The organism is Methylobacterium sp. D54C (assembly GCF_053345595.1).
Window position 1 is genome coordinate 386,407 of sequence record NZ_JBKFAK010000003.1, and the last position, 25,503, is coordinate 411,909.

The 25,503-nt window shown below is 71.6% G+C and carries 25 protein-coding genes, 1 tRNA gene and 1 pseudogene; 11 read left to right on the forward strand and 16 right to left on the reverse strand.

Annotation, left to right across the window (positions count from 1 at the left end):
* Positions 1-573 precede the first annotated feature (573 nt).
* The 4 genes from ACLBYB_RS10890 to ACLBYB_RS10905 form a co-directional block, all read right to left on the reverse strand.
* Positions 574-1,434: a transglutaminase-like domain-containing protein gene (locus tag ACLBYB_RS10890; protein ID WP_020091882.1), complete on the reverse strand. Its 861-nt coding sequence runs from the start codon at positions 1,432-1,434 to the stop codon at positions 574-576.
* A 237-nt stretch (positions 1,435-1,671) separates the two neighbouring features.
* Entirely contained in the window at positions 1,672-2,277 is a 606-nt protein-coding gene (locus ACLBYB_RS10895) for a LutC/YkgG family protein (protein WP_447698762.1), read from the reverse strand.
* Positions 2,274-3,845, reverse strand: a complete 1,572-nt coding sequence (locus ACLBYB_RS10900) for a lactate utilization protein B (protein ID WP_056528400.1) — start codon at positions 3,843-3,845, stop codon at positions 2,274-2,276. Before ACLBYB_RS10900 ends, ACLBYB_RS10895 begins: the two co-directional genes overlap by 4 nt.
* The gene (locus ACLBYB_RS10905; RefSeq protein ID WP_042673458.1) at positions 3,842-4,585 is read right to left on the reverse strand and encodes a (Fe-S)-binding protein; all 744 of its coding nucleotides are present in this window, start codon (positions 4,583-4,585) and stop codon (positions 3,842-3,844) included. Before ACLBYB_RS10905 ends, ACLBYB_RS10900 begins: the two co-directional genes overlap by 4 nt.
* 216 nt (positions 4,586-4,801) lie before the next feature.
* On the opposite strand from ACLBYB_RS10905, the gene ACLBYB_RS10910 reads away from it, so the two are divergent.
* Together ACLBYB_RS10910 and ACLBYB_RS10915 are read left to right on the forward strand one after the other, a co-directional pair.
* Positions 4,802-5,194 (forward strand): DUF2267 domain-containing protein, encoded by a 393-nt coding sequence (locus tag ACLBYB_RS10910; RefSeq protein WP_012319882.1) that lies wholly within the window; start codon positions 4,802-4,804, stop codon positions 5,192-5,194.
* Positions 5,195-5,368: 174 nt separating this feature from the next.
* On the forward strand, positions 5,369-5,587 hold the full coding sequence (locus ACLBYB_RS10915) for a hypothetical protein (RefSeq protein ID WP_012319883.1): 219 nt from the start codon (positions 5,369-5,371) through the stop codon (positions 5,585-5,587).
* A 3-nt stretch (positions 5,588-5,590) separates the two neighbouring features.
* Here the strand turns inward: ACLBYB_RS10915 and ACLBYB_RS10920 are convergent, their stop codons facing one another.
* Together ACLBYB_RS10920 and ACLBYB_RS10925 are read right to left on the reverse strand one after the other, a co-directional pair.
* Positions 5,591-6,484, reverse strand: coding sequence for a hypothetical protein (locus tag ACLBYB_RS10920; RefSeq protein WP_447698763.1), 894 nt, complete (start codon positions 6,482-6,484; stop codon positions 5,591-5,593).
* An 84-nt stretch (positions 6,485-6,568) separates the two neighbouring features.
* Positions 6,569-8,638 carry a M3 family metallopeptidase gene (locus tag ACLBYB_RS10925; RefSeq protein WP_447698764.1) on the reverse strand — a complete coding sequence of 690 codons (2,070 nt, stop codon included), beginning with the start codon at positions 8,636-8,638 and terminating at the stop codon, positions 6,569-6,571.
* Between the two features lie 183 nt (positions 8,639-8,821).
* Here ACLBYB_RS10925 and ACLBYB_RS10930 point away from each other — a divergent pair, with 183 nt between their 5' ends.
* The 3 genes from ACLBYB_RS10930 (at position 8,822) to ACLBYB_RS10940 (ending at position 11,678) form a co-directional block, all read left to right on the forward strand.
* Entirely contained in the window at positions 8,822-9,829 is a 1,008-nt protein-coding gene (locus ACLBYB_RS10930; RefSeq protein ID WP_447698765.1) for an extensin family protein, read from the forward strand.
* Between the two features lie 76 nt (positions 9,830-9,905).
* Entirely contained in the window at positions 9,906-11,018 is a 1,113-nt protein-coding gene (locus tag ACLBYB_RS10935; protein WP_447698766.1) for a L,D-transpeptidase family protein, read from the forward strand.
* A 270-nt stretch (positions 11,019-11,288) separates the two neighbouring features.
* Entirely contained in the window at positions 11,289-11,678 is a 390-nt protein-coding gene (locus tag ACLBYB_RS10940) for a response regulator (RefSeq protein ID WP_012319888.1), read from the forward strand.
* A 38-nt stretch (positions 11,679-11,716) separates the two neighbouring features.
* Here the strand turns inward: ACLBYB_RS10940 and ACLBYB_RS10945 are convergent, their stop codons facing one another.
* Together ACLBYB_RS10945 and rsmI are read right to left on the reverse strand one after the other, a co-directional pair.
* Positions 11,717-12,106 carry a YraN family protein gene (locus ACLBYB_RS10945; protein ID WP_447698767.1) on the reverse strand — a complete coding sequence of 130 codons (390 nt, stop codon included), beginning with the start codon at positions 12,104-12,106 and terminating at the stop codon, positions 11,717-11,719.
* Positions 12,103-13,074 carry a 16S rRNA (cytidine(1402)-2'-O)-methyltransferase gene (gene rsmI, locus ACLBYB_RS10950; RefSeq protein ID WP_447698768.1) on the reverse strand — a complete coding sequence of 324 codons (972 nt, stop codon included), beginning with the start codon at positions 13,072-13,074 and terminating at the stop codon, positions 12,103-12,105. The genes ACLBYB_RS10945 and rsmI overlap by 4 nt, the downstream gene beginning before the upstream one ends.
* 135 nt (positions 13,075-13,209) lie before the next feature.
* On the opposite strand from rsmI, the gene ACLBYB_RS10955 reads away from it, so the two are divergent.
* Positions 13,210-14,475, forward strand: a complete 1,266-nt coding sequence (locus tag ACLBYB_RS10955; RefSeq protein WP_447698769.1) for a penicillin-binding protein activator — start codon at positions 13,210-13,212, stop codon at positions 14,473-14,475.
* On the opposite strand, the gene hemW is transcribed toward ACLBYB_RS10955, so the two are convergent.
* Genes hemW through rph form a run of 3 tightly spaced genes read right to left on the reverse strand, consistent with a single transcriptional unit; the run spans position 14,476 to position 17,029 of the window.
* Positions 14,476-15,663, reverse strand: coding sequence for a radical SAM family heme chaperone HemW (hemW, locus tag ACLBYB_RS10960; protein WP_447698770.1), 1,188 nt, complete (start codon positions 15,661-15,663; stop codon positions 14,476-14,478).
* 26 nt (positions 15,664-15,689) lie between these two features.
* Positions 15,690-16,319 (reverse strand): RdgB/HAM1 family non-canonical purine NTP pyrophosphatase, encoded by a 630-nt coding sequence (gene rdgB / locus ACLBYB_RS10965; protein WP_132366550.1) that lies wholly within the window; start codon positions 16,317-16,319, stop codon positions 15,690-15,692.
* Positions 16,316-17,029, reverse strand: a complete 714-nt coding sequence (gene rph / locus ACLBYB_RS10970) for a ribonuclease PH (protein WP_447698771.1) — start codon at positions 17,027-17,029, stop codon at positions 16,316-16,318. The genes rdgB and rph overlap by 4 nt, the downstream gene beginning before the upstream one ends.
* 167 nt (positions 17,030-17,196) lie before the next feature.
* Between rph and hrcA the strand changes: the two genes are divergently transcribed.
* Positions 17,197-18,252: a heat-inducible transcriptional repressor HrcA gene (gene hrcA / locus ACLBYB_RS10975; protein ID WP_020091867.1), complete on the forward strand. Its 1,056-nt coding sequence runs from the start codon at positions 17,197-17,199 to the stop codon at positions 18,250-18,252.
* Positions 18,253-18,306: 54 nt separating this feature from the next.
* Here the strand turns inward: hrcA and ACLBYB_RS10980 are convergent, their stop codons facing one another.
* On the reverse strand, positions 18,307-19,122 hold the full coding sequence (locus ACLBYB_RS10980; protein WP_447698772.1) for a DUF1236 domain-containing protein: 816 nt from the start codon (positions 19,120-19,122) through the stop codon (positions 18,307-18,309).
* A 238-nt stretch (positions 19,123-19,360) separates the two neighbouring features.
* Between ACLBYB_RS10980 and ACLBYB_RS10985 the strand changes: the two genes are divergently transcribed.
* The 3 genes and pseudogenes from ACLBYB_RS10985 (at position 19,361) to ACLBYB_RS10995 (ending at position 22,325) form a co-directional block, all read left to right on the forward strand.
* Positions 19,361-20,725, forward strand: coding sequence for an MFS family transporter (locus ACLBYB_RS10985; protein ID WP_091677151.1), 1,365 nt, complete (start codon positions 19,361-19,363; stop codon positions 20,723-20,725).
* 82 nt (positions 20,726-20,807) lie between these two features.
* A pseudogene (locus ACLBYB_RS10990) lies at positions 20,808-21,989 on the forward strand (alpha/beta hydrolase).
* A gap of 54 nt (positions 21,990-22,043) precedes the next feature.
* Positions 22,044-22,325 carry a DUF2312 domain-containing protein gene (locus tag ACLBYB_RS10995; RefSeq protein ID WP_020091862.1) on the forward strand — a complete coding sequence of 94 codons (282 nt, stop codon included), beginning with the start codon at positions 22,044-22,046 and terminating at the stop codon, positions 22,323-22,325.
* 54 nt (positions 22,326-22,379) lie between these two features.
* Here the strand turns inward: ACLBYB_RS10995 and ACLBYB_RS11000 are convergent, their stop codons facing one another.
* Positions 22,380-23,357 carry a phosphoribosylaminoimidazolesuccinocarboxamide synthase gene (locus tag ACLBYB_RS11000; RefSeq protein ID WP_447698773.1) on the reverse strand — a complete coding sequence of 326 codons (978 nt, stop codon included), beginning with the start codon at positions 23,355-23,357 and terminating at the stop codon, positions 22,380-22,382.
* A 212-nt stretch (positions 23,358-23,569) separates the two neighbouring features.
* Between ACLBYB_RS11000 and ACLBYB_RS11005 the strand changes: the two genes are divergently transcribed.
* Entirely contained in the window at positions 23,570-24,322 is a 753-nt protein-coding gene (locus ACLBYB_RS11005) for a Crp/Fnr family transcriptional regulator (protein ID WP_020091860.1), read from the forward strand.
* A gap of 104 nt (positions 24,323-24,426) precedes the next feature.
* On the opposite strand, the gene ACLBYB_RS11010 is transcribed toward ACLBYB_RS11005, so the two are convergent.
* The 3 genes from ACLBYB_RS11010 to ACLBYB_RS11020 all read right to left on the reverse strand — a co-directional run bounded on the left by ACLBYB_RS11010 (position 24,427) and on the right by ACLBYB_RS11020 (position 25,441).
* Positions 24,427-24,502 (reverse strand) — tRNA-Phe (locus ACLBYB_RS11010).
* A gap of 103 nt (positions 24,503-24,605) precedes the next feature.
* A complete protein-coding gene (locus ACLBYB_RS11015; RefSeq protein WP_100251145.1) occupies positions 24,606-24,791 on the reverse strand; it encodes a DNA gyrase inhibitor YacG in 186 nt (61 codons plus the stop codon).
* Complete coding sequence (locus ACLBYB_RS11020) at positions 24,788-25,441, reverse strand: Maf-like protein (protein WP_091677159.1); 654 nt, start codon at positions 25,439-25,441, stop codon at positions 24,788-24,790. Before ACLBYB_RS11020 ends, ACLBYB_RS11015 begins: the two co-directional genes overlap by 4 nt.
* Between the last annotated feature and the right edge of the window lie 62 nt (positions 25,442-25,503).

Consider the following 25,503-nt stretch of genomic DNA (forward strand, 5'->3'; position numbering starts at 1 on the left):
ACCGCGGATGTTGAGGTGGGCCCGGACTATGGCGGGATCGCGGCGTTTACGGGCAGGTCTCGGGGCGGAGCGGGGATCGTTTTACGGTGTTGCGACCCCGCCACAGCCACGCTTGCGGCCATTTCGGCGGCGACGACAAGATGAAGGACAATGGCGCGGCGCTGACGAGACGCTTCGTCGAGACGCAACTTGTCTTCGGGCAAGCCGAGGATCTCCCGGCCGCGATCCGGGCGGGACGCGGCAATCCGGCACCCGGAAAGTCGCTGTATCACTATCCCTATGCGGGACCTGCGCCGGCAATACGCCGACCGACGGGCAGAACGACATGTCGCGCCGCCGCCGCGGCAGGTCCGGCGCGCCAATCTGCTTGCGCGCCGCGCGGTCCTCGCTCGCGCGGAACGGCGGGTCCGGCGCGCGTCCGTGGCGGCGTCGCGGGCCTGATCGAATGGAGCCCGTGTGCCGCTCTTCGCCGACGCAGGCCGGGATCGGGCGTCCTGCACCGGCACCCGCTTCGCGGCGGCGCGGCCGGGATCACGGGATCACAGGACGACGTGATCCCGGCCGGATCCGCGCTCAGGCCGCTCCGGCGTGCGGCGCCGGGATCTCGGTCGAGATGGCGTCCACCGTGCGCGGCATCGGGCTGCCCTGCCCGTCCGCGCGCTGGATCCGGACCTGCTGATTGACCGGCTGCATGTTGCCGAAGGGCGTCGAGAAGGCGATCTCCGCGGCGTCGCGCCCGACGCCGATTCGCACCAGCCCGTCGAGGTCGGCCTGCCGGGTGGCGTCGAACAGCCACCAGCGCCCGTCCAGATAGGCCTCGAATACCGCGTGGAAGTCGCTCGGGACGAGGCCGTGGGCGTAGCAGCTCACGAACCGGGCCGGGATCCCGAGCGCCCGGCAGAAGGCGGCGCCGATATGCGCGAAGTCGCGGCAGACGCCGGCGCGCTTCAGGAGCGACTCGTGGGCGGTCGTCTCGCCGTCGCTGGAGCCGGGCTGGTAGGCGATGTGGTCGTGGATCCAGTTGCAGATCTGGTTCACGCGCGCGTGGCCCTTGGGGAGCGCCCCGAACTCGGCGAGCGCGAAGGGCGTCAGCCGGTCCGAGGAGACGAACCGGCTCGGCAGCAGGAACGGCAGGATGTCGAGGGGCAGCTGCCCGATGGGCGTCTCGTTGACGGTCGCCGGGTCGGCCCGGTGCACGGTCAGGTCGACCTCGGCATTGTACTCCAGCGCGAACTGACCGGTCGGGACGTTGACCGCGAGATAGCGGTTCTGGAGATCGGGGGTCGTGTAGAGATCGCGCTTGAGGTTCGGCGTCAGGACCAGGCTCTCGCTCAGGATCTCGACGCTCTTCAGCTTCGCCACCTCCAGATTAAAGATGAAGGTGGTGTCCGAGAGGATGTTGTAGGACAGGCTGCAACCGAGGGTGTAGCGCATCGGATCTCCTTGCCGGATGACGGCCCATCCGCCGTCCAAGCAAGGGGCGCGCCCGACCGTCGGTTCCGGCTCGATCGGGGGGCGCGGGCGAGACGGGGGCGCCGCGTGCGTCGGACGGCGCCACCGTCATCGCGAGCGGAGCGAAGCGAGCCAGGGCGGCGCGACATCGCCGGGCATAGGGCGTCCCTGGACTGCTTCGCTCCACTCGCAAAGACGGCTGAAGCGATGGAGCCGCTCTCAGCCGCGCTCGGCGGCATCCCTTGGGAGCAGCACCACCGTCAGAGAGCGCACGCCCTGCGCGCCGTGGATGAGGACGCCCTCGATGTCGGCGGTGGCCGACGGGCCGGTATGCAGCACCGCGTAGGCCGAGCGGCCGAATTCCGGCCGGCGGTAGGCCGCCTGCACGTTCGGCACGATGTCGGCCGGGTCGAGCAGCACGACGAGGTGCTGCGCGAGATAGGCGACGGCGTTGACGATCAGCTGGTCCTGCGTGAACAGCACCGAGCCGGTCTCGGCGATGCCGAACACCGCGCGGACCACCGCCACGTCCACGTCCTCGACCTCCTGGGGCGCGCGCACGCTCCGCAGGTCGCGGTTGCCGGTCAGCTCCGGCACCGCGGAGGCGATAACCTTGGCGGCGTCGAGGCGCTCGCGCACGCCCGCGAACACGTCGCCGGCACCGGGCTCGGCCACGCGGCCGCCCATGCGCTTCAGCCGCTCGCCGAACTCGGCGACCAGGTCCTGGCCGACCAGCGGCGCGAACAGCGGCACCTCCGGCAGCGGGAAGTCGCCGGCCGGCCGGTTCCTGCGGATGCCGTCGAGGATCGCGTCGCGGGCGCTCATCGACCCGTGTCCTTCATACGGTTCTGCTTGTACCAGGCGTGGAAGGTCTGGCGCGGCGCGTCGGGCATCTCGCGCTTCTTCCCCCAGGTGTTGAGCGGGTTGTAGACCGCGAAGCGCGGCAGGACCTTCAGGGCGGAATCCGCCGCGCCGATCGCCGCCCGGTAGGCGGCCGGGCGCGAGAGCACGGCGCCCGCGGCCTTCATCATGCCCTGCTTGAGCGCCGGGATCTGGTGCTCCTCGACCAGCACCTTCCGCCACGCGAAGATCTGCTCGTGGATATTGATCTTCACCGGGCAGACGTTGGTGCAGGAGCCGTTCATCGTCGAGGAGAACGGCAGCGTCGAGTATTTCCGCTTGTTGAAGGTCGGATCGATGATCAGCCCGATAGGCCCCGAATAGGTCGCGCCGTAGGAGAGGCCGCCCGAGCGCCGGTAGACCGGGCAGGTGTTCATGCAGGCGCCGCAGCGGATGCATTTCAGCGAGGTCCAGAACTCCTCCATGCCGAGGCGCTCGGAGCGGCCGTTGTCGACCAGCACCATGTGCATCTCGGTGCCCGCGCGGGGGCCGCGGAAATGCGAGGTGTACTGGGTGATCGGCGAGCCCAGCGCCGAGCGCGACAGCAGGCGGATGAACACCCCGAGGTGCTCGACCTTCGGGATGATCTTCTCGATGCCGATGGAGTGGATCTGCAGCGGCGGCACGTTGCCGGACAGGTCGGCGTTGCCCTCGTTGGTGCAGGTCACGACCGTGCCGGTCTCGGCGATCGCGAAGTTGCATCCGGTCATGCCGGCATCGGCCTTCAGGATGTAGGGCCGGGTGGTCTCGCGCTGGCTCTCGGCGAGGTAGTGCGCGTCGTCGTTGTCCGGATCGGTGCCGAGCGTCTTGGCGAAGACCTCGGCCACGTCCATCCGGGTCTTGTGGACGGCCGGCGCCACGACGTGGCTCGGCTCCTCGTTGTCGAGCTGCTGGATCCGCTCGCCGAGATCCGTCTCGATGACCTCGATGCCGTTGGCCGCCATGTGGTGGCGGAAGCCGCACTCCTCGGTGAGCATCGACTTCGACTTCACCAGCGTTTTCGCGCCGTGGCTCCGCAGGATGTCCAGCACGATCCGGTTGTGATCGGCGCCGTCCTTCGCCCAGTGGACGTGGACGCCGTTGGCCTTCGCGGCCGCCTCGAACTGCTCGAGGTACCGGTCGAGGTGGCTCAGCGTGTGGGTCTTGATCTGCGAGGCGAGCTCGCGCAGCTCCTCCCACTCCGGGATGCCGTGCGCGGAGGCGTCGCGCTTCTTGCGCAGGTCCCAGAGGCGCTCGTCGTGGGCGGCCTGGTGCAGCGGCGCCGCGAGGAAGCGCTCGGCGGCCTCCGACTGGTTGATCGGCCGGTCGCCCCGGATCTTCGCGCCGCGCGGCTGCGGCTCCCGGGTCTGCGGGGCGCGGATCGGCTTCGAGGCGGCTTCCGCGTGCTGGAGACGCCGGCCGTCCGGCGCCCGCTCGCTCTCGTCGTGGCCGGCCCGCACCTCGGGGTGGATGACGCCTTCGCGCTCGCGGGGGTTGAGGTCCTCGGCGCTCATGCGGCGGCTCCGTTCAGCACCTGCGCGATGTGGATGTACTTGAGCGGCAAGCCGAGCCGTTCGGCGCAGCCCTTCTGGTGCATGAGGCAGGAGGAATCCGCCGAGACGACGTAGGCGGCCCCGGCCCGGTTCTGATCGGCGACCTTGTCGTAGCCCATCTTGGCCGAGACGGCGGGCTCGAACACCGAGAAGGTGCCGCCGAAGCCGCAGCACTCGTCAGGCCGGGCGAGGTCGACGAGCTCGACCCCCTTCACGAGGCGCAGCAGGTCGAGGGGCTTCGAGTAGTAGGGCTTCACCAGCTCGGTCGGCCGCGCGTGGTGGATGCCGCGCAGGGCGTTGCAGTTGGTGTGATAGGCGACCTTGTGGGGGAAGTTCGCCCAGGGCAGGTCCTCGACCTTCAGCACGTCGTGCAGGAACTCCACGAGCTCGTAGGTGCTGGCGCGGACGTGCCGGACCTCGTCGGTCTGCGGGATCGCCGTCAGGTGCTCGCGCACCTGGTGAACGCAGGAGCCCGACGGGGCGACGATATAGTCGAAGCCGGAGAAGTTCTTGACGAACAGCGCCTCGGTCGCGGCGGCCTCGGCGTGGCAGCCGGTGTTGGTCATCGGCTGGCCGCAGCAGGTCTGGTCGAACGGGTACTCGACCGTGCAGCCCAGGCGCTCGAGGAGCTCCAGCGTGGCGATCCCGACCTCCGGCTCGAAGGCGTCGACGTAGCACGGCACGAACAGGCCGACCCGCATGGTCCGGCAACTCCCTGGATCACCCGGCCCGGCGGCCTGGAACGGTTCAAGACTGACCGAGGGTCTACCGGAAGGGGCGGCCCTTGGCGAGGTCGCGCGCTGCGGCACCGTGCCCGCTGTAACCGGGGAGTTTTCCTGGGAAGCGATGCCGCGCGCTTGATTTCCGACGCCTCAGAGTCGAAGGACGTCTGGAAGCGTTCCGAAGAGATCATCACCATGGAAGAACTGCTCGCCCGCGTCACCACCCGCACTGGGCTCGACGCCGCGACCGCTCAGACCGCCATCGGGCACATCCTGGCCTTCCTGCAGAAGGAAGGGCCCGCGGCCGAGGTCGGCCAGCTCCTGGCGGCGCTGCCGGGCTCCGAGGCGCTGATCGCCGAGTCGAATGCCGGCGAGAGCGGCGGCGGCGGCCTGATGGGCATGCTCGGCGGCATGATGGGCGGCGGCGGCGTCATGGCGCTCGGCCAGAAGCTGATGGCCGCCGGCGTGCCGATGGGTCAGATGCAGCCCCTCGGACAAGAGCTGTTCGCCTTCGGCCGCGAGAAGGTCGGCGAGGACGCGATGGGCCCGATTATCGGATCGATCCCGGGGCTGAACCAGTTCGTCTGACCGCGGGCCGGTGTGCGCGGCCGCACTGCATTCGGGTGACGCCTGGACGAAAGTAAAAAAGAGGTTGCGGAGCGAAAGCTTGACGGAACCTGTCCACGCGATCCCCGTTATTGGGGATGTGGCCCGGATCGACGCCTTCGGCAGTGTCCGGCACCGCACTCAAGCAGGCCGGCCATGCCCGTCTTCGAAGCCAAGAACCTGGACAGCGAGTTCGAAGGGCAGTCCCTGCTCGCTGCCATCCTGCACCCGACCCGCGCGGCGCAGACCCGGGCCCTGCGGCACGGGCGCAGGCGCGCGGAGCGCGCGGCGGCCCTGGCCGATCCGATGACGATCGAGCCGCGCTTCCCGATCGCGCCCGGCGAGCTGGCGCCGACCGGGTTCACGGGCCGCTGAGGGCTACCAAGCCTGCGCGGTGACGAGGCCCTGGCGGGTCACCACCACCCATTCCCGACCGTGGCGCTCGACGCCCTCGACGCGGCCGACGCCCGGGATGACGTCGCCGGGCGCGACCTCGACGAGGCGGCGCCGGCGGTTCTCCAGGATCGCGGTGCCCTCGTAGACGTCCCGCAGGGCCCAGCCCTCGATCACCGGAGGCTTGTCGGACGCGGCCGGCTTCTGCTTGGGCTCGCTCACCTTGGCGTCCGCGACCTTGACCTCGGGCTTCGCCTCGGCGGCGCGGGCGGGCTCGCCGATGCTGCCGGTCTGGGTCGGCTCCGCCTTCGCGGCGGCCGGAGTCGCGGCCGCGCGGCGGTCGAGCTGCGCGGCGAGGCCGCTGAGGCGGGTGTTGTGGTCGCGCTCGACCTGCTCGAGCCGCTCGCCGAGGGTTGTGACCTTGCCGTTCAGGCTCTTGTCGACCAGCGCCAGGCGCTCGCCGAGGGCGGTGCTGCGGCTGGCCGCCTCCTTCCGCGCCACGTCGGTCGAGGCGCGCAGGTCGGCGAGCACGGTGTGGAGCTGCGCGATGTCGGCGGCGAGGCGCACGGTCTCGGTGCGGCCGGCATCGAGCGTCGTCTCGAGGGCCGCGAGCGCGTCGGGCCGGACCGAGGCCGGGCGGGAGAGCGCCATCACGCCCCCGCCCAGGAGGACGCCCAGCGCGAGGGCAGCCCCCGGGATCGCGAACCGCTTCGGATCCAGGCGCGCCAGCGACGCCAGCGCGAACTTCCCGCCAGCCGGCGAGGCCGCGGTCTCGGTCCCGGCGGCCGCGGCGTCGGTCTTGCCGGTCACCGCGGCCTTGAGCAGGTCGGCCGGCGAGATGCCCTGGGAAACGCCCTGCTTGGCTTCGATCTTCGTCATCGCCCCGAACTCCGCACGCGGCCTCGCGCTGCAAGCGTTCGTTAAGGACGTTTGTTTACGAAACCCTTACCGCACGCCCGTGGCTCAGGCCGCCAGCCCGCGCTTCTTCAGGATCGGCTCGATGCTCGGCATCCGCCCGCGGAAGGCCGTGTAGGCCTCGCGCGGGTCGCGCAAATTGCCGGCCCCGTACACGAAGGTCCGCAACCGCTTCGCCGTCTCCGGATCGAAGATGTCGCCGGCCTCGCGGAACGCGTCGAACGCGTCCGCGTCCAGCACCTCAGACCAGAGGTAGCTGTAGTATCCGGCGGCGTAGCCGTCCCCAGAGAAGATGTGGGCGAAGTGCGGCGTCCGGTGCCGCATGCTGATCTCGGCCGGCATGCTGATCCGCCGCAGCGCCTCGGCCTCGAAGGCGGGCACGTCGAGACCGCCCTCGCCTTCCGCCGAGAGGTGCAGGGTCATGTCGACGATCGCCGAGGACGTGTACTCCACGGTGGCGAAACCCTGGTTGAAGGTCCGCGCGGCGAGCAGCTTCCGCAGCAGGGCGTCGGGCATGGGCTCGCCCGTGCGATGGTGGCGCGCGTGGGTCCGCAGGACTTCCGGCTGCTCCAGCCAGTGCTCGTAGAGCTGCGAGGGCAGCTCCACGAAGTCGCGCGACACCGCCGTCCCCGACAGGAGCGGGTAGGTCACGTCCGAGAGCAGCCCGTGCAGGGCGTGGCCGAACTCGTGGAACAGGGTGCGCGCGTCGTCGAAGGACAGCAGCGTCGCCTCGCCGTCCGGCGCCTTGGCGAAGTTCATGACGTTGACGATGATCGGCGTGACCGTCCCGTTCAGGCGCTCCTGCGAGCGGAAGGCGCTCATCCAGGCGCCAGACCGCTTCGAGGCGCGGGCGAAGTAGTCGCCCAGGAACAGGCCGACCTCGGACCCATCGGGATTGCCGACCCGCCAGACCCGGACATCGGGATGGTAGCGCGGCACGTCGGCGAGTTCCGTGAAGGTCAGACCGAACAGCCGCGAGGCCGTGTCGAACGCCGCCTGGATCATCCGCTCCAGCGGCAGGTACGCCTTGATCTCGCTCTCGTCGAGGTCGTGCTCGGCGCGCCGCACCTTCTCGGCGTAGTGCCGCCAATCGTGCGCCTGGAGGGCGAAGTTGTGGCCCTCCGCCTGGATGGTGGCCTGGAGACGGTCGCGCTCCTCCGCCGCCCGCGCGCGGGCCGGCGTCCACACGTCCCGCAGCAGCCCGGTCGCCGCGTCCGGGCTCGCCGCCATCGTGTCGTCGAGGGCGAAATGGGCGAAGCTCTCGAAGCCGAGGAGCCGCGCCCGCTCGGCGCGCAGCCGGATGATCTCCGCGATGATCGCCCGGTTGTCGGTCGCGCCGCCGTTCTCGCCGCGCCGCGTCCAGGCCGCGTAGGCGCGCTCGCGCAGGTCGCGCCGGGTCGAGCAGACCAGGAACGGCTCGATCAGCGAGCGGGACAGGGTGATGACGTGCCCGTCGAGGCCGCGCTCCTTCGCGGCGCTCTCGGCCGCGGCCCGCAGGAACGGCGGCAGGCCGGCCAGATCCTCCTCGCCCTGCAGCGGCAGGGTGAAGCTGCTCTCGTCGGCCAGGAGGTTCTGGCTGAACGTGGTCCCGAGCTCCGACATGCGCGCCGCGATCTCGGCGATGCGGGCCTTGTCCTCGGGCCCGAGATCCGCACCCGAGCGGCGGAAGCGGATCCGGTACCGGTCGAGGACCCGGCGCTGCTCCGCGCTCAGGCCCTCGGCGTCGATCGCCGAGATCCGGGCCCAGAGCTCGGGGTTGAGGTAGATGGCGCTGCCGTGCCGGGCGAGCTTCGGCCCGATCTCCCGCTCGATGGCCTGCAGCTCGGGGTTCGTGTGGCTGCCTGTCAGGTTGTAGAACACGCCGGCGACGCGCTCGAGGGCGAGGCCGGCCCGCTCCATCGCCTCGACGGTGTTGCCGAAGGTGGCGGGAGCGGACTCACTCGCGATGGCGCGGATCTCGGAATCGTGCGCCGCCAGGGCGGCGTCGAACGCGGGCCGGTAGTGCTCCGGCCGGATCCGCTCGAACGGCGGGAGGCCGTGCGGGGTGCTCCACTGCGCCTCGCGGAAGGGATTGTCCGGCGGCAGGCTCGGGAGCCCGGCATCAGCTGCGTCCGACATGCAGTCCTCGATCTCGACGTCCACGCGACGGCGCGATCGTCCGCGCCGCAGGTGCGCCGACATGGGGTGTGCCGGCGCGATCCGGAAGACAGTGGTCCGATCGGCGCGGCCGTCAACCGGGTCCGGGCGATCCGAATGGCGTCTCGCCCGTTGTAGAGGCCAACGCCCACGCTTCGAGGCCCCATGCCGGGACGCAGCCTGTCGATCCTCCGATCCGCGACGCTCCTGGCGGGCGGCGCCCTCGCCGCGGGGCTCGCCCTCCCGGCCACGCCGGTCGGCGCCGTCGAGACGCCGGCGGCCACGGTGCCGACGCCCCCGCCGCTGCCGCCGGAGCGCCCCGAGGCGCTGAAGCCGCCCGTCGCCGAGCCGGCGCCACCGACGCCGCCGGCGCGGCCGCCCGAGCTGAAACCTGCCGCGGCTGAGCCGAGCAAGGAGCCGAGCAAGGAGCCGGGCAAGCACTTGGCCCGAGAGCCTTCGAGGGAGAATGGCCGGGACAAGCCGCCGGAGTCCGGGCAGGAAGCCGGGAAGGAAGCTCCGAAGGAAAGCGCGAAGGAGACAGCGAAGCCCGAGATCCCCTCACCGCCGCCAGCGCCGCCCGCGCGGCCGCCCGAGCTGTCGGGCGCGGCCGCCCTGGCGCTCAAGGTGACACCGCCGGACGATTCCGCCTGCCGGACGCGCCTCAAGCGTCTCGGGGTCGAGTTCGAGCCGCTGCCGGCGATCTCCGAAGGCCAGTGCACCGCGCCGCTGCCGCTCAAGGTGACGAAGTTCGCCGACGGGGTGGTGCTGCCGCAGGGCGCCACGCTGACCTGCCGGACCGCCGAGGCGCTGGCGCGCTGGGTCACGGAGGTGCAGATCGAGGCCGATCGAACGCTGAAGCACCCGCTGATCGCGCTCGAACTCGGCGGCTCCTATGTCTGCCGGGGACAGAACCACGACGTCGACGCCAAGCTCAGCGAGCACGCCTTCGCCAACGCCGCCGACATCATGGGCTTCGCCTTCGCGGGACGCGCGAGCATCCCCGTCAAGGCGATGCCGGACGGTTCCGAGGAGGCACAGTTCCTCGGCGCGGTGCGCGCCAAGGCCTGCGGCTTCTTCCGCACCGTCCTCGGCCCGGGCTCGAACGCCGCCCACGCCAACCATTTCCACCTCGACGAGCGCGAGCGTAACGGCGGTCACCGCCTGTGCCAGTAGAACCGGGTGGAACGTTCCCGCAGGTCCGGCATTTCTCGGCTCGAGAGCGCGTCCGCTCCCCGGAATGACGACGGCGATGATCCCGAAACCTTGGCGGCCGGTCTGCGTGGCTCTCCTGGCGAGTTGTCTGGCCGCGCATGGTGCGGCTGCCCGGACCGGGAAGGGCCGGAAGGCTGAGACCGCCCAGCCGCCGGCGCTGACCGCCGAGGCGGTGAACGCCGCGACCCTGGCGCAGGCAGGCGTCGGGAAGAGCGAGGGGACGAAGTCCGACGCGAAGGCCCGTCGGGCCAAGTCGTCGGACGACAAGCCCGATCCGCTGATCGTCAAAGCCCAGGTGCTGCTCGATCGCGCGCGCTTCTATCCCGGAGCGATCGACGGCCGGAAGGGCGACAATTACCGGCACGCCCTCTCGGCCTTCGCGGTGGCCCAGGGGCTTCCCGCCGGCGAGGACCTGACGCCCGAGATCTGGGACAAGCTCCAGGCGACCAGCGACAAGCCCGCCGTCACTGACTACACGCTCTCCGAGGCCGACGCCGCGGGCCCCTATGTCGAGCGGATCCCGCCCAAGATGGAGGAGCAGGCCGAGCTCAAGTCGATGGGCTACACCAATCCCCGCGAGATGCTGGCCGAGCGCTTCCACATGAGCCGCGACCTCGTGAGCGCGCTCAATCCCGGCAAGCCCCTCGACAAGGCCGGCACGACCATCGCGGTCGCGGCGGTGGACCCGATGGGCACGGACAAGCCGAAGGCCAAGGATCTACCCCAGGAGCCGAAGGTCGAACGCATCGAGGTCGACAAGTCGAGCCGCGACGTCCGCGCCTACGGCGCCGACGGGAAGCTCGTGGCCTATTACCCCGCGTCGATCGGCAGTGCCGAGAAGCCGGCCCCGAGCGGCGAGACCAAGGTGAAGGGCGTCGCGTTCGACCCGGACTACACCTACAACCCGAAATACGCGTTCAAGGGCGTGAAGGCGCAGCACAAATTCACCATCCAGTCGGGGCCCAACAACCCGGTCGGCCTGGTCTGGATCGACTTGGCGATCCCGAGCTACGGGATCCACGGGACGCCGGAGCCCGAGAAGGTCGGGAAGACGGAGTCCCACGGCTGCATCCGCCTGACCAACTGGAACGCCCGCGACCTCGCCGCGCATGTGACACGGGGCGCCAAGGTCACGTTCAAGGACGACTGAACGGCCGCGCGGCGACACTCGCATACGCCCGCGCGAAGCCGCCCGCACAAAAATGTATCATCGGTTAACATAGCGCCCGGTCTGGGTGTCGGAACGGGCCGGGAACGCTTGACACATTGCGCATTACGGGCGACGCCTCAGGTTGTCTCGCGGGCTGACCCTCGGGCCGCGTTCACCCGTCCGGACGCTGCTCACGCGGTGCGCAAGGCGTGACCAGCCGCATGGCAAGATCCCCGGCGACGGGGGCATTCGAAGGGAAGACGGCCCGGCGTGATTGCTGACCCCAACGACGACGTCCTCAACGGCGTCCGTGTTCTCGTCGTCGAGGACGAGGCCGCGATTTCGATGCTGCTGGAGGACATGCTCCTCGATTTCGGCTGCGCCGTGGTCGGGCCGGCCGCGCGGCTGTCCTCGGCGCTGGAGATGGCGTCGCAGGAAGCGTTCGAGGTCGCCATTCTCGACGTGAACGTGGCGGGTGAGCCGATCTACCCGGTGGCCGAGGCCATCGCCAAGCGCGACCTGCCGCTGGTCTTCTCGACCGGCTACGGCGGTGCCGGCATCCGCGAGCCGTTCCGCGACAGGCCCGTCGTCCAGAAGCCGTTCAGCCAGGCCGACCTGAAGCGGACCCTGATCGGGGCGATCCGCGCCGCCCGGGACTGAGACCCGGCGCGTCGGCTCCGGCGGTCACGGGCCGCCCGTCACAGACCCTCGATGGTGAAGACCCCCTCGACATGGGCGGGCCAGGTGCGGGATCCGACGAACACGGCGTCGGCCCGGAACGTCGACCCGGCACACCACGCATTGCGTCCGATCCAGGCGCGGACCGCGCGGGAGAACCGCCGCCGCTTGGCGGCGTCGATCGCCTCCCGGGCATCGTCGCGGCGCGCCCGCGCCTTCACCTCCACGAACACGACGGTCTTCCAGCGCCGGACGACGAGATCGATCTCGCCGCCCGCGACGCTCACGCGCCGGCCGATCGGCCAGTACCCCTTGAGCATCAGCGCGGCGAGCGCCAGCCACTCGGCGCGGTGGCCGAGCCGGTAGGCGGCGCGGCGTCGGCCGGCCCTGTCCGGCACGGCCCCGGTCATCCCTGGTCCCGCGCCAGCGCCAGCGCGCGGGTGTAGACGAGGCGCCGCGGCTGACCGGTCTCGTCGGACACGAGGCTGGCGGCATCCTTGATCGAGTGCCGCTCCAGCGCCGCCAGGATCAGGGCGTCGAGGGCGGCATCCGAATCCGCGCTGCGCTCCGGCGCCGTCGCCGCACCGATGATCACCACGATCTCCCCCTTCGGCGGTCCCTCCTGGGCGAAGCGCGCGCTCAGGCTGCCCAACGTATCGCGCCGGATGGTTTCGTAGAGCTTGGTCAGCTCGCGGGTCACGGCCGCCGGCCGCTCCGGACCCAGCACCGCGGCGGCGTCGGCCAGCATGTCGGGCAGGCGATGCGGCGACTCGAACAGGACCAGCGTGCCGGGAACTTGGATCAGCGCCTCCAGGCGGTTGCGCCGCGCACCGGCCTTCTGCGGCAGGAAGCCCTCGAAGAAGAACCGGTCGGTCGGCAGGCCCGCCGCGACCAGCGCGGTCATCACCGCGGACGGCCCCGGGACGGGCGTGATGGCGATCCCGGCCTCGATGGCGGCCTGGACCAGCTTGTAGCCGGGATCCGAGACGAGCGGCGTCCCGGCATCCGAGACCAGCGCCAGGGCCTCGCCGGCGGTGAGCCGCGCCACCATCCGCTCGCGCACCGCGTCGTTGGAATGCTCGTGATAGGCGAGCAGCGGCGTCGTGATCCCGTAATGCGCCAGCAGGTTCCGGGTGACGCGGGTGTCCTCGGCCAGGACCGCGTCGGCGGCCGCCAGGGTCGCCAGCGCCCGGATCGTGATGTCGCGCAGGTTCCCGATGGGCGTCGCCACGATGTGCAGGCCCGGCGACAGGGGTTCGGTCTCGCTCGCGAGGCCGAAGGCCGTGAAGGTCGTGCTGCGCGGGCGGTCGGGGGCGAGCTTCGGGGACGGAGCTCGGGTCGGGGCGGCGGCCCCCGGGTCGTCGAATCTGCGGGTCATCACCGGCGATCTTGCCACACTGGTCGCCTCTCGTCGCGGCGAGGCTGCGTGGCCGGGGGGCAAGTCCCCGCCGCCGCGTTTACATTTCAGAATCCGCCGGTCAGGCTGCGGAGCCTGCCCGAAGGAGTACGCGCCATGGCGCGCCCGACAAGCGCGCGGGACCGTCTCGTGCGTGTCACCGCCCAGACCGCCGCGCTCTGCGCGATCCTGCTCTCGCTCGGCGGTTGCGTCGGCAGCGACCTCGCGCGACGCGCGACCGGGCCGCAGGCCGAGCTGTCACCGCCGGCCGCCGTGCCGGATGCGCCGGGCACCGCGCCCGCGGCGCCGCCGATGCCGGCCGCGGGCGGCGGCGGGCGCATCGGGGCGGGCTCGGTGAAGGTCGCCCTGGTGCTGCCGCTGACCGGCCAGGGATCGACCGTGGGGGCCGCGATGCGCAACGCGGCGCAGCTCGCCTACGACGAGGCCCAGCAGCCCGACCTGACGCTCATCGTCGAGGACGACCGGGGCAGTCCGGACGGCGCCCGGGAGGCGACCCAGGAGGCGCTGCGGCAGGGCGCCGAGATCGTGCTCGGCCCGCTCTTCGCCGGCAGCGTGCAGGCCGCCGCGGCCGTCGCCAGGACCGCCGGCAAGCCGGTGATCGGCTTCTCCACGGACGCGACCGTGGCGAACCAGGGCGTCTACCTGCTGAGCTTCCTGCCGCAGCCGGAGGTGGACCGCGTGGTCGAGGACGCGGTCGCGGGCGGGAAGAGGTCCTTCGCGGCGCTGATCCCCGAGACCGCCTACGGCAACGCCGTCGAGGCGGCGTTCCGGGAGGTCGTCGCCCGCAAGGGCGCGCGCGTCGCCGCCGTGGAGCGCTACCCGGCCGGCGCGCCCGGCCCGGCGGTCGAGCGGCTCGCGCGGGTGATCACCGGGCCCGGCGCCACCGCCGACGCGCTGTTCATCCCCGAGACCGCGGACGCGATGCCCGCCGTGGCGGCCGCGCTGACGAAGGCGGGCTTCTCGCCGGCCCGGGTGCGCCCCCTCGGCACCGCCCTCTGGAACGAGCCGTCACTGTTCGCGCTGCCGGCCCTCCAGGGTGGCCGCTTCGCCGCGCCGGACCGCGTCGGCTTCTCGAATTTCAGCGCGCGCTACCAGGCCCGGTTCGGCGCCGTCCCGCCGCGGGTGGCCTCGCTCGCCTACGACGCGGTGCTGCTCGCCGCGGCCCTGTCGCGGCGCTACGGCTCGCAGCGCTTCGCCGAGACCACCCTGACCAACGGCCTGGGCTTCGCCGGCGTCGACGGGACGTTCCGGTTCCGGCCGGACGGTCAGAGCGAGCGGTCCCTCGCGGTCTACGACATCCGCAACAACGCCGCGACGCCCGTCAGCCCGGCGCCCCGGGTTCTCGCGAAGCCGGCGATCTGATCAGGCGGCGAGCTCGGCGACCAGGGCGTTGAGCACCGGCGCCCCCCGCGCCGTGGCGGCGATGCGGCCGCCCGGCAGCCGCTCGAGCAGGCCGTCCCCGATCAGCATGCCGATGCGGTTGCCGTTCAGGGGCCGGCCCTTGAGCGCCGCGTAGAGGTCGGGATCGATCCCCTCGCGCAGGCGCAGGCCCATCACCAGGAACTCGTCGGCCTGGTCGGCGGCCGAGAGGCTCTCGGTCTCGACGATCCCGTGGCCCTCGGCCTCGACGCGGGCGAGCCACGCCTCGGGCGACCGTTCCGTCACGGTTCCGACCCGGCCCCGGCCCGTCACGAGCCGACCGTGGGCGCCCGGACCGATGCCGGCATACTCGCCGTAGCGCCAGTAGAGCAGGTTGTGCCGCGATTCCGCACCGGGCCGCGCGTGGTTCGAGATCTCGTAGGCCGGGAGGCCGGCCTTCGCGCAGAGCTCCTGGGTGACGTCGTAGAGGGCGCGACCGACCTCGTCGTCCGGCGTCACCAGCTTGCCGGCGGCGGCGAGCCCGTGGAACGGCGTCCCGGGCTCGATGGTGAGCTGGTAGAGCGAGAGGTGCTCGGCGGCCCGCGCGAGCGCGTCGCTAAGCTCCGCCCGCCACAGGTCCGGCGTCTGTCCGGGCCGCGCGTAGATCAGGTCGAAGGAGGTCCGCGCGAAGGCCGACTGCGCCAGGGCGATCGCGCCGAGCGCCTGCGCGGTGTCGTGCAGGCGCCCGAGGGTCCGCAGCGAGGCGTCGTCGAGGGCCTGGATCCCGAGCGACACCCGGTTGACCCCGGCGGCGCGGTAGCCCTGGAAGCGGCCCGCCTCGACGCTCGACGGGTTGGCCTCGAGGGTCACCTCCGCGTCCGGCGCGACCGCCCAATGCTCCCCCACCGCGTCGAGCAGCCCGGCCACGGTCGCGGGCTGCATCAGCGAGGGCGTGCCGCCGCCGAGGAAGATGCTGGTCACGGTCCGGCCCGGCGTGCGGGCGGCGGTTTGGGAGATCTCGGCGCGGAAGGCCGCCAGGAAGCGCGGCTCGTCCACGCCCGCGCGGCGGACGTGGCTGTTGAAGTCGCAGTACGGGCACTTCGCGGCGCAGAAGGGCCAGTGAAGGTAGATCCCGAAGCCCGCGTCGCGGGTCGGATGGTCCGGGCCGGTCGATGACATGATGGCGGGCATGTGAGCGCCCGCGCGCCGTTTGGCAATCAGGCGCCGGGCGCGAGGCAGGCGCGGCTCAGCTCGACGAAGGCCCGCGCCCGGTGCGACAGGCCCCGCCCCTGCTGCCAGTCGACCCCGTGCTTCTCCTCGGCGCTCATCTCGCCGAAGGTGCGGTCGTGGCCGTCCGGCCGGAAGATCGGGTCGTAGCCGAAGCCTGCGGAGCCCTTCGCGGCGACGAGGTCGCCGAAGACCCGTCCCTCGAACAGCTCGGTGTGCCCGTCCGGCCAAGCCAGCACGAGGGCGGACACGAAGTGCGCCCGGCGCTCGGCGGCCCCGCGCCGGTCGAGTTCGGCGAAGATCCGCGCCATCGCGCCGGTGAAGTCCTTGGTCGGCCCGGCCCAGCGGGCCGAGAAGATGCCCGGCGCGCCGTCGAGGGCGTCGACGCAGAGCCCGGAATCGTCCGCGAAGGCCGGCAGCCCGGTGGCGTCGGCCGCCGCCCGCGCCTTGATCGCCGCGTTCTCGGCGAACATCGTGCCGGTCTCGTCGGGCTCGGGCAGGCCGAGCTCGCCCGCCGACACCGCCTCGATCCCGAACGGCGCGAGCAGGTCGCGCATCTCGGCGAGCTTGCCGGCATTGTGCGTGGCGATGACCACCTTCCCGGTCAGACGGCGGCTCACGCGATCGCCTCCTTCTGCAGGGCGACCAGCCGCTCGGTGCCGGCGCGGGCGAGGCCGAGGAGCTCGAGGAGCTGCTCCTGCGTGAAGGACTCCATCTCTGCGGTGCCCTGCACCTCTACGATGCCGCCGCGGCCGGTGAGCACGAAGTTGGCGTCGGTCTCGGCCGCCGAATCCTCGGCGTAGTCGAGGTCGAGGACCGGTGCGCCCTTGTACAGGCCGCACGACACGGCGGCGACGTGGTCGCGCAGCGGGTCGACGGAGATGATCGAGCGGGTCCGCATCCAGGCGAAGCAATCGTGCAGCGCCACCCAGGCGCCCGTGATCGCGGCGGTGCGGGTGCCGCCGTCGGCCTGGATCACGTCGCAATCGATCGTGATCTGGCGCTCGCCCATGGCCGGGAGGTTGGTGACGGCGCGCAGCGAACGGCCGATCAGTCGCTGGATCTCCTGGGTCCGGCCCGACGGCTTCCCGGAACCGACCTCGCGGCGGGTGCGTTCGTGCGTCGCACGCGGCAGCATGGCGTACTCGGCCGTGACCCAGCCCTTGCCGGAACCGCGCAGCCACGGCGGCGCGCGCTCTTCCAGCGACGCGGTGCAGAGCACCCGGGTGTTGCCGAAGCTGACGAGGCAGGAGCCCTCGGCGTAGCGCGAGACCGCGCGCTCCAGGCTCACGGGCCGCAACTCGTCGGCGGCACGCTTGGAAGGCCGCATCGCGGGCCCCTTCTGTCGAGAGTGTCGAGGGCCGGGCTCTTAGGCCGCCGCGCCACCGCGGGCAAGCATCGCCGTACGGATTGATCCGCGCGGGACGGTTGGACATGATCGGACCACAGGATGACCCCGTGACACACCCCAGTCCCAACTTCTCGAACGGCCAAGCGATGCAGGCGCTCGCCGCCCTCAACGAGCGTGCCCGGGAGATCTTCCGGCAGATCGTGGAGAGCTACCTCACGACCGGCGAGCCGGTCGGTTCCCGGAATCTCGCGCGCATCCTCCCGATGGCGCTGTCGCCGGCCTCGATCCGCAACGTCATGGCGGATCTGGAGCATTCCGGCCTCATCTTCGCGCCGCACACCTCCGCCGGCCGCCTGCCGACGGAGCTCGGCCTGCGCTTCTTCGTGGACGCGATGCTCGAGCTCGGCGACGTCAGCCAGGACGAGCAGGCGCGCATCGAGGCGCAGATGCGCGCTGCCGCCTCGGGTCACACCTTCGACTCGGCCCTGGCCGAAGCCTCGACCATGCTGTCCGGCGTCTCCCGGGGCGCCGGGGTCGTCCTGACCACCAAGGCGAACGTCAACCTGAAGCACATCGAGTTCGTGCGCCTCGATCCGGCCCGCGCCCTCGTCATCCTCGTCTCGGACGACGGCTCGGTGGAGAACCGCCTCGTGGACCTGCCGGCGGGCCTGCCGGCCGGTGCCCTCCAGGAGGCGACGAACTTCCTCAACGCGCGCCTGCAGGGCCGCACCCTCGGCACGCTGCGCGCCGAGATCGAGGCCGGCCGCAAGGCGATGAAGCGGGAGCTCGACGCGATCACCGAGCGCCTCGTCGATGCCGGGCTCGCCACGCCGGTCGGCCCCACGGAGGCCCGCCAGCTGATCGTGCGCGGGCAGGCGAACCTGCTCGACGACCTGCGCGCGGTCGAGGATCTCGAGCGGATCCGCCTTCTGTTCAACGATCTGGAGACCCAGAAGGACGTGATCGATCTCCTGTCCCGAGCCGAGGGCGGCGAGGGCGTGCGGATCTTCATCGGCTCGGAGAACAAGCTGTTCTCGCTGTCCGGATCCTCGCTGATCGCGGCGCCGTTCCGCGACGGCTCGCAGAAGATCGTGGGCGTCGTCGGCGTGATCGGTCCGACCCGGCTGAACTACGCGCGGATCGTGCCGATGGTCGACTACACGGCGCGCGTGGTGTCGAAGCTCCTGGACGGCGGGCGGTAGAGGGCGCCGGGCAGAGGATCCGCCCGGCCCACCGATCTTCTTGTGACCGCCCGCTCAGGCCGGGATCACGTCCACGATCTCGTAGGTGTCGGGATCGATGATCACGATGTCGTCGCGGACCAGGACGAAATCGTAGCCCTCGTATTCCGGCACTAGCTCGATGATCGCCGGCGGCAGCCTGTGGAGCCTGACCGAGCGCGGGATCGCGGTGCCGATCGCCAAGCCGAAAGCCACGTCCCGGAGCGGCGAGACGCCCAGACGCGTGATCGAGCTGCGGAACTCGGTCCGCTGACGGGTGTCGAGGCGGCCGACCGCGCCGCGGACGGCGCCCCGGTCGCGGGCACCGGCACGGCCGTCCCGTTCGCCGGCCGGACCGCGACCGCCGCGCTCGGGACCGGCCGCGTCGCGGTTGCCCCGCTCGGGTCCGGCACCCGGCTCGCGGCCACCCCGATCGCCGGCACCGCGTTCGCCCGCACCGCGGTCGCTCGCACCGGGATTCGCGGCCGGGCCGCCCCGGTCCGCCGGTCCGTTGCGCTCGGCCGCGCCGCCCGGGCGACCCGGTCCCTCGCCGCCGCGACCCGCCGGCCCACCGGGCTCGGCGCCGCGCGGCCCACCCTCGGCACCGCCGGGACCGCGCATCGCCCCGCCCTCGGGCCCGCCGGCGCCGCCCCGCATCCCACCGCCCGCGCCACCGCCCGGGCCGCCGCCACCGGCCGGACCGGCGCCCGCGCCGGCCGCGCCGCCGGGACCGCCAGCGCCGCCGCCACCGGGTCCCGCTCCGCCACCGCCCGGTCCGCCCTGCGCGAACGCCGTCGCCGCTCCGGCCACGACGATGGCCGCCGCGACCGTGTCTCTCAGAATCCGCTTCATGGCCTCTTCTCCAGCCGTGGTCGGCACGCCACCGACGCCCACGCCGGCCCGCAACGGGGCCCCGGGCCGAACCGTTCCCTCCCGCGGCACCGTGGACGCGCGGCCGGTGACACCCGCCCGCGCTGTCCTCGGCTAAGTCGGATCACGGTCTTGCGATCGGGCGCGTCACCTGTAACGTCGCGCCGCACCAAGAAGAGACCGGCCTCGGCCGGCACCAAGATTGATCGACGGAGACGCCATGTCCGCCTCGCGCGACGATACGATCGGTATCGCACCGAGCGACCTCGATGATGCCGCGGACCGCAAGCGCCGGATCTGGGCGATCGTCGGCTCGTCGTCGGGCAATCTCGTCGAGTGGTACGATTTCTACTGCTACGCGTTCTTCGCGCTCTATTTCGCGCCGGCCTTCTTCCCGAAGGGCGATTCGACCAGTCAGCTCCTGCAGACCGCCGGCATCTTCGCGGTGGGCTTCTTCATGCGGCCGATCGGCGGCTGGCTGTTCGGGCGCATCGCCGACCGGGTCGGCCGTCGGACCTCGATGGTCATCTCGGTGCTGATGATGTGCTTCGGCTCGCTGCTGATCGGCATCCTGCCGACCTACGAGCATGTCGGCACGCTGGCGCCCGTGCTGCTGCTGCTCGCGCGCATGCTCCAGGGCCTGTCGGTCGGCGGCGAGTACGGCACCTCGGCGACCTACATGAGCGAGGTGGCGATCAAGGGGCGGCGCGGCTTCTTCGCCTCGTTCCAGTACGTGACGCTGATCGGCGGCCAGCTCCTCGCCTCGCTGGTCCTGGTCCTGCTGCAGACGGTGATGACCGGCCCGGAACTCACCGCCTGGGGCTGGCGGATCCCGTTCTTCATCGGCGCCGCGCTGGCGGTCGTCGCGCTCTATCTCCGGCGCTCCCTGGCCGAGACGAAGGACAGCAGCGACAAGGAGACCGCCGGCACCTTCGCCGCGCTGGCCAAGCACTGGCGGGCGTTCCTGGTCGTGGTCGCCTACACGGCCGGCGGCTCCCTGAGCTTCTACACGTTCACGACGTACATGCAGAAGTACCTCGTCAACACCGCCGGCATGCCGAAGACGTCGGCCTCGCAGACGATGACGGTGGTGCTGTTCGTCTACATGATCATCCAGCCGATCTTCGGCGCGCTCTCCGACAAGATCGGCCGCAAGGCGAACATGCTGCTCTACAGCGGCCTCGGCACGCTCATGGTGGTGCCGCTGATGACGGCCCTCGGCACCAACAAGGACCCCTACCTCGCGTTCGCGCTGATCACCCTCGGGCTCGCCGTGGTGTCGTTCTACACGGGCATCAGCGGTATCGTGAAAGCCGAGCTGTTCCCCACCAACGTCCGGGCGCTCGGGGTCGGCCTCTCCTACGCGATCGCCAACGCCACCTTCGGCGGCACCGCCGAGTTCGTCGCCCTGTGGTTCAAGGACGCCGGCATGGAGAGCACGTTCTTCTGGTACGTGACCGTCCTGATGGCGATCGCCTTCGTGGCCTCGCTGATCATGCCGAACCCCAAGGTCCACGGCTATCTCGACGGCGCGGGCACCGTCGAGGAGGCGCTGGGGAAGAAGCCGCGCCTCGCCCACGCCTGATCGGCCGCCCGGCTGGACCGGGCCGGACTTTCACGCTGATATGCCTCCCGCCGGGCGCGCCAGACGCCCGCGGGAGGACGCCATGTCGAGGAACGCCGCCGCCGGGGCGCTGGCCCTGCTCTGTCTCGCCACCGCATCGCCGTCCCGAGCCGCCGAGCCGGGTGCCGCCGACGGGCCGTTCAGGCCGACGCAGCCCGCGGGCTACTTCTTCGTCGGCGGCCGCTACGCCACCGCGGGCGGCAAGACGACGGCGTCCGGCCAGATGTTCGTGGAGTACCGCGTTCCGGAGCGGGTTACGCAGCCCTACCCGATCGTCCTGGTGCACGGCACCGCCCAGACCGGGACCAACTTCCTCGGGACGCCCGACGGCCGGCCGGGCTGGGCCGACCGCTTCGCCGCGCAGGGCTTCGCGGTCTACGTCGTCGACCAAGTCGGTCGCGGCCGCTCGGGCGGCGACCCGGACACCTACGGCCCCTACGCCCGCCTGCCCGCCGAGGATCTGGAGACGGTGTTCACCGGGCAGGAGCGGTCCGCGCTCTACCCGCAGGCGAAGCTCCACACGCAGTGGCCGGGCGGCGCCGGGATCCGCGGCAACGCCGCCTTCGATCAGTTCTACCTCTCCCAGGTGCCCTACATCGCCAGCGCCCTGAGGAGCGAGGAACTGGTCGACCCGGCGCTGATCGCCCTGCTGGAGAAGATCGGCCCGGCGATCCTGCTGACGCACTCGCAGGCGGGCGTCTTCGGCTGGGCTGTCTCGGATCAGCGGCCCGACCTCGTGAAGGCACACGTCGCCGTCGAGCCGAACGGGCCGACCTTCTACGACATCCGCTTCAAGGGCGGCGCGGACTGGTACGAGCGCGTCGGCGAGGCGCGGGCGCGGCCCTACGGCATCACCCGGGTGCCGCTGCACTTCGAGCCGCCGGTGAGCGGCCCGGCCGACCTGACGGTCGTCCAGGCGGAGAGCGCCGCCGCGCCCGACAGGATCCGCTGCTGGCTCCAGGCCGAGCCCGCGCGCCGATTGCCGAACCTCGCCCGGGTGCCGGCGGTGATCGTGACCGCCGAGGCGTCGTTCCGGGCGACGATGGACGATTGCACGGCGGCCTTCCTGACTTAGGCGGGCGCGAAGCCGGACCGGTTGGCGCTCGCCGACCACGGCATCCGCGGCAACGGCCACATGATGATGCTGGAATCGAACAGCGACGCCGTTGCGGACGCGATCGCAGGGTGGATCCGGGACCGGGTCGGGGCGCCGGCCCGGCCTTAACCCGCCGCTTACCCTGTCCGGCGAGGGTGCCCCCGTCATCCGACGAGGGACTGCATGACCGACATGACCGACACCGTGGGCGTCGCGGGCGACCGCATCCGCTCGATCATCGAGCGCGTGGAACGGCTGGAGGAGGAGATCAAGGACCTGATGGAGGCCAAGAAGGAGGTCTTCGCCGAGGCCAAGGGCGAGGGTCTCGACGTGAAGGTGCTCAAGGAGATCCTGAAGATCCGCAAGCAGGACAAGGACGAGCGCGACGAGCAGGAGACGCTCCTCGACGTCTACCTGCGCGCCATGGACGCGCCGTCGCCGGCCCCGATCGCCGCGGCGGCCTGACGGGCTCAACCGGGTGCGGCGCCAGGCGCCGCACCGCCTGTCCCGACCCCGAGGCTACGCCGCGAGATAGGCGGCGATGTTGCGCCGGATCCGCTCCAGGGGCTCCTCGGCCGGGTCCGGCAGGACGAAGCGCTTGCCCGTGATCGTCTCGTAGGCGCGGATGTAGACCGCGGCTGTCTCCAGGACCACCTCGGCTGGGATCTCGGGGATCGGGTCCTTGTACGGGTCGCAGCGGGCGACGACCCAGTTGCGCACGAAGTCCTTGTCGAAGCTCTCCGGGGCCGAACCCGCGGCGAAGCGCTCGGGATAGCTCTGCGCGAACCAGTACCGGCTGCTGTCCGGCGTGTGGATCTCGTCGGCGAGGACGATCCGGCCCTCGGGATCCGTGCCGAACTCGTACTTCGTGTCGGCCAGGATCAGGCCGCGCTCCGCCGCGAGCGCCGTCCCGCGCGCGAACAGCGCCAGGGCCGCCCTCGACACGGTCTCCCACTGCGCGCGCGTCAGCAACCCGCGCTCGAGGATCTCCGCCTCGGTGAGCGGCTCGTCGTGGCCGCCGTCGAACGCCTTGGTGGTCGGCGTGATGATCGCCTCCGGCAGGCGCTGGTTCGGCCGCATCCCGTCGGGGAAGGCGTGGCCGTACATGTCCCGCTCGCCCGCGCGGTAGCGCGTCAGGATCGAGGTCGACGTGGTGCCCGCGAGGTAGCCGCGCACCACCACCTCCACGGGCAGGATCTCCAGGCGCCGGCCGACCACCACGTTGGGATCGGGATAGGCGAGGACGTGGTTCGGGCACAGGTCGGCGGTCTGCTCGAACCAGTAGCGGGCGGTCTGGGTCAGGACCTGGCCCTTGAACGGGATCGCCGCGAGCGCCCGGTCGAAGGCGCTGATCCGATCCGACGTGATGAGGATGCGACGGCCGTCGGGGAGGTCGTAATTGTCCCGGACCTTGCCGCGGTAGTGCCGGGGCAGCTCGGGCAGGGTCGCGTCGCGCAGGACCTGATGCGCGTGCGGGGCGAGATCTGCCGTGTTCATCGGGCTTTCCGTCAGGCTGAACGGCGACCGCGCCGCCGGACTTCTGTGCGCGGACGGGGCGGGAAATTCCAGTCCCGGCCTCACCGAGGGCGCGCGGCGCCGGCCCTCGCCCTGGTCGCGCCCGACCGGGACCCTACACTTACGGGGGGACCAACGACGGTGGACGACCGGCCGCGCGACGCCGAGCGCTTCTGCCGGACGGCCGAGGCGCGATGAACGAGACACCCCAACCGTCGGTCAGAGATCCGTTCCTGCGCCGGATCGAGACCGTGGCCCTGTTCCGGCTGTCCGACGCGGAGCGCGCCGCCCTCGTCGCGCTCCCGCTGCAGGTCGCCCAGTTCGAACCCAACCAGGACATCATTCGGGAGGGCGACCGGCCGTCCCGGAGCTTCACGCTGCTCAGCGGTATCGCCTGCACCTACAAGTCGACACGAGCGGGCAAGCGGCAGGTGATGAGCTACCACGTCCCCGGGGACGTGCCGGATTTCCAGAGCCTGTTCCTGGAGGTACTCGACATCAACATCGCCACGGTGAGCGCCTGCCGCCTCGGCTTCGTCCAGCACGACACGGTCCGGGCGATGCTGCGGGCGCACCCGCGCCTCAACGAGGTGTTCTGGCGCGCGACGCTGATGGACGCCGCCCTGGTCCGGGAATGGATGCTCAACACCGGGCGCCGGGAAGCGTATGCGCGGATGGCTCACCTGTTCTGCGAGCTGATGACCCGCCTCGACGCCGTCGGTCTGGCACCCGACCGGACCTGCGACCTGCCGATGACACAGCCCGAACTCGCGGACGCCCTCGGGATCACGTCGGTCCACGTCAACCGCACGATCCGCGATCTCAAGGCCGCCGGCCTGATCACGCTCCGGGGTCGCCGCCTCACCGTCCACGACTGGGCCGGGCTGCAGGAAGCGGCCGAATTCGATCCGACCTACCTGCACCTGCGCGACGCGGAGACGCGCTGATCAGGACGCGCGGACGCGCGTGATCTACAGCCGAGTATTGTCAGAAAATCGAGGATCCTGTCGCCGGCTCTACCGATCCGATGGTCGGGCGCTCAGCGGGATAATGGTGCCCAGGGACGGAGTCGAACCGCCGACACTGCGATTTTCAGTCGCATGCTCTACCAACTGAGCTACCTGGGCGTCGTCCGCGCCGGTGTCGGCCTCGGACGTCGCGGGGTATAGTGAGTGCTTGGCGGCCTGTCCAGCCTCGCGTGACCTCGACGGGACCGGAAGGCCGAAAAATTCAGCGCTCCGGATCCGGCGGGGGCGGCGGCGCGTCGGGATCGAGCTCCTCGGGGATCGCGTAGCGCTCGTTGAGCCAGCGCCCCAGATCGACGTCGGCGCAGCGCTGGGAGCAGAATGGCCGAAAGTCCGGCGTGGAGGGCTGCCGACAGATCGGACAGGGGGGCGGCCGGCGCTCCCGAGTCATGCGAGGGCGCCCCATCCGGCCCGCACGGGATAGCCCTCGCCGTCGAGCAGGCTCAGGGTCTCGTAGAGCGGCAGGCCGACCACGCCGCTATACGAGCCGACCAGCTTGACCACGAAGGCCCCGGCCAGTCCCTGGATCGCGTAGCCGCCGGCTTTGCCGCGCCACTCGCCCGAGGCCACGTAGCCCTGGATGTCCCGGCCCGAGAGCCGCTTGAACCGGACGCGGCTCTCGACGATCCGCTCGCGGCGCCCGCGGGGCGAGAGCACGCAGACCGCCGTGTAGACCCGGTGCTGCCGGCCCGAGAGCAGGCGCAGGCAATCCGCGGCCTCGTCGGGGATCTCGGCCTTCGGCAGGACGCGCCGCCCGACCGCGACGACCGTGTCGGCCGAGAGAAGCCAGGTCGGCGTCGTCGTGTCCTCCAGGTGGAGCGCCGCCTCGGCGGTGGCGAGCTTCGTCCGCGCGAGGCGACGCGCCAGCTCGCGCGGCGGCTCGGCCTTGCGCGGTGTCTCGTCGATCTCGGCGGGCAGGAGCGCCGCGGGCTCGATCCCGATCTGCTGGAGCAGCGCGAGACGGCGGGGCGAAGCGGATGCGAGCACGAGTCGCGCCGTCGGCTCCTGCGTCGCGCCGATCGCTTCAGGTTTGGCGTCCATGATGTCCCGTTCGCACAATCGACCGGAGCCGCGCGACCGGAGCCGTGCGCGCCCTGCGCGGC

Bases quoted from the DNA above. Each gene is read 5' to 3' on its own strand.
- ACLBYB_RS10890 (WP_020091882.1), bottom strand. From the start codon at position 1,434: ATGCGCTACACCCTCGGTTGCAGCCTGTCCTACAACATCCTCTCGGAC.
- ACLBYB_RS10895 (WP_447698762.1), bottom strand. From the start codon at position 2,277: ATGAGCGCCCGCGACGCGATCCTCGACGGCATCCGCAGGAACCGGCCG.
- ACLBYB_RS10900 (WP_056528400.1), bottom strand. From the start codon at position 3,845: ATGAGCGCCGAGGACCTCAACCCCCGCGAGCGCGAAGGCGTCATCCAC.
- ACLBYB_RS10905 (WP_042673458.1), bottom strand. From the start codon at position 4,585: ATGCGGGTCGGCCTGTTCGTGCCGTGCTACGTCGACGCCTTCGAGCCG.
- ACLBYB_RS10910 (WP_012319882.1), top strand. From the start codon at position 4,802: ATGGAAGAACTGCTCGCCCGCGTCACCACCCGCACTGGGCTCGACGCC.
- ACLBYB_RS10915 (WP_012319883.1), top strand. From the start codon at position 5,369: ATGCCCGTCTTCGAAGCCAAGAACCTGGACAGCGAGTTCGAAGGGCAG.
- ACLBYB_RS10920 (WP_447698763.1), bottom strand. From the start codon at position 6,484: ATGACGAAGATCGAAGCCAAGCAGGGCGTTTCCCAGGGCATCTCGCCG.
- ACLBYB_RS10925 (WP_447698764.1), bottom strand. From the start codon at position 8,638: ATGTCGGACGCAGCTGATGCCGGGCTCCCGAGCCTGCCGCCGGACAAT.
- ACLBYB_RS10930 (WP_447698765.1), top strand. From the start codon at position 8,822: ATGCCGGGACGCAGCCTGTCGATCCTCCGATCCGCGACGCTCCTGGCG.
- ACLBYB_RS10935 (WP_447698766.1), top strand. From the start codon at position 9,906: ATGATCCCGAAACCTTGGCGGCCGGTCTGCGTGGCTCTCCTGGCGAGT.
- ACLBYB_RS10945 (WP_447698767.1), bottom strand. From the start codon at position 12,106: ATGACCGGGGCCGTGCCGGACAGGGCCGGCCGACGCCGCGCCGCCTAC.
- rsmI (WP_447698768.1), bottom strand. From the start codon at position 13,074: ATGACCCGCAGATTCGACGACCCGGGGGCCGCCGCCCCGACCCGAGCT.
- ACLBYB_RS10955 (WP_447698769.1), top strand. From the start codon at position 13,210: ATGGCGCGCCCGACAAGCGCGCGGGACCGTCTCGTGCGTGTCACCGCC.
- hemW (WP_447698770.1), bottom strand. From the start codon at position 15,663: ATGCCCGCCATCATGTCATCGACCGGCCCGGACCATCCGACCCGCGAC.
- rph (WP_447698771.1), bottom strand. From the start codon at position 17,029: ATGCGGCCTTCCAAGCGTGCCGCCGACGAGTTGCGGCCCGTGAGCCTG.
- hrcA (WP_020091867.1), top strand. From the start codon at position 17,197: ATGCAGGCGCTCGCCGCCCTCAACGAGCGTGCCCGGGAGATCTTCCGG.
- ACLBYB_RS10980 (WP_447698772.1), bottom strand. From the start codon at position 19,122: ATGAAGCGGATTCTGAGAGACACGGTCGCGGCGGCCATCGTCGTGGCC.
- ACLBYB_RS10985 (WP_091677151.1), top strand. From the start codon at position 19,361: ATGTCCGCCTCGCGCGACGATACGATCGGTATCGCACCGAGCGACCTC.
- ACLBYB_RS10995 (WP_020091862.1), top strand. From the start codon at position 22,044: ATGACCGACATGACCGACACCGTGGGCGTCGCGGGCGACCGCATCCGC.
- ACLBYB_RS11000 (WP_447698773.1), bottom strand. From the start codon at position 23,357: ATGAACACGGCAGATCTCGCCCCGCACGCGCATCAGGTCCTGCGCGAC.
- ACLBYB_RS11005 (WP_020091860.1), top strand. From the start codon at position 23,570: ATGAACGAGACACCCCAACCGTCGGTCAGAGATCCGTTCCTGCGCCGG.
- ACLBYB_RS11015 (WP_100251145.1), bottom strand. From the start codon at position 24,791: ATGACTCGGGAGCGCCGGCCGCCCCCCTGTCCGATCTGTCGGCAGCCC.
- ACLBYB_RS11020 (WP_091677159.1), bottom strand. From the start codon at position 25,441: ATGGACGCCAAACCTGAAGCGATCGGCGCGACGCAGGAGCCGACGGCG.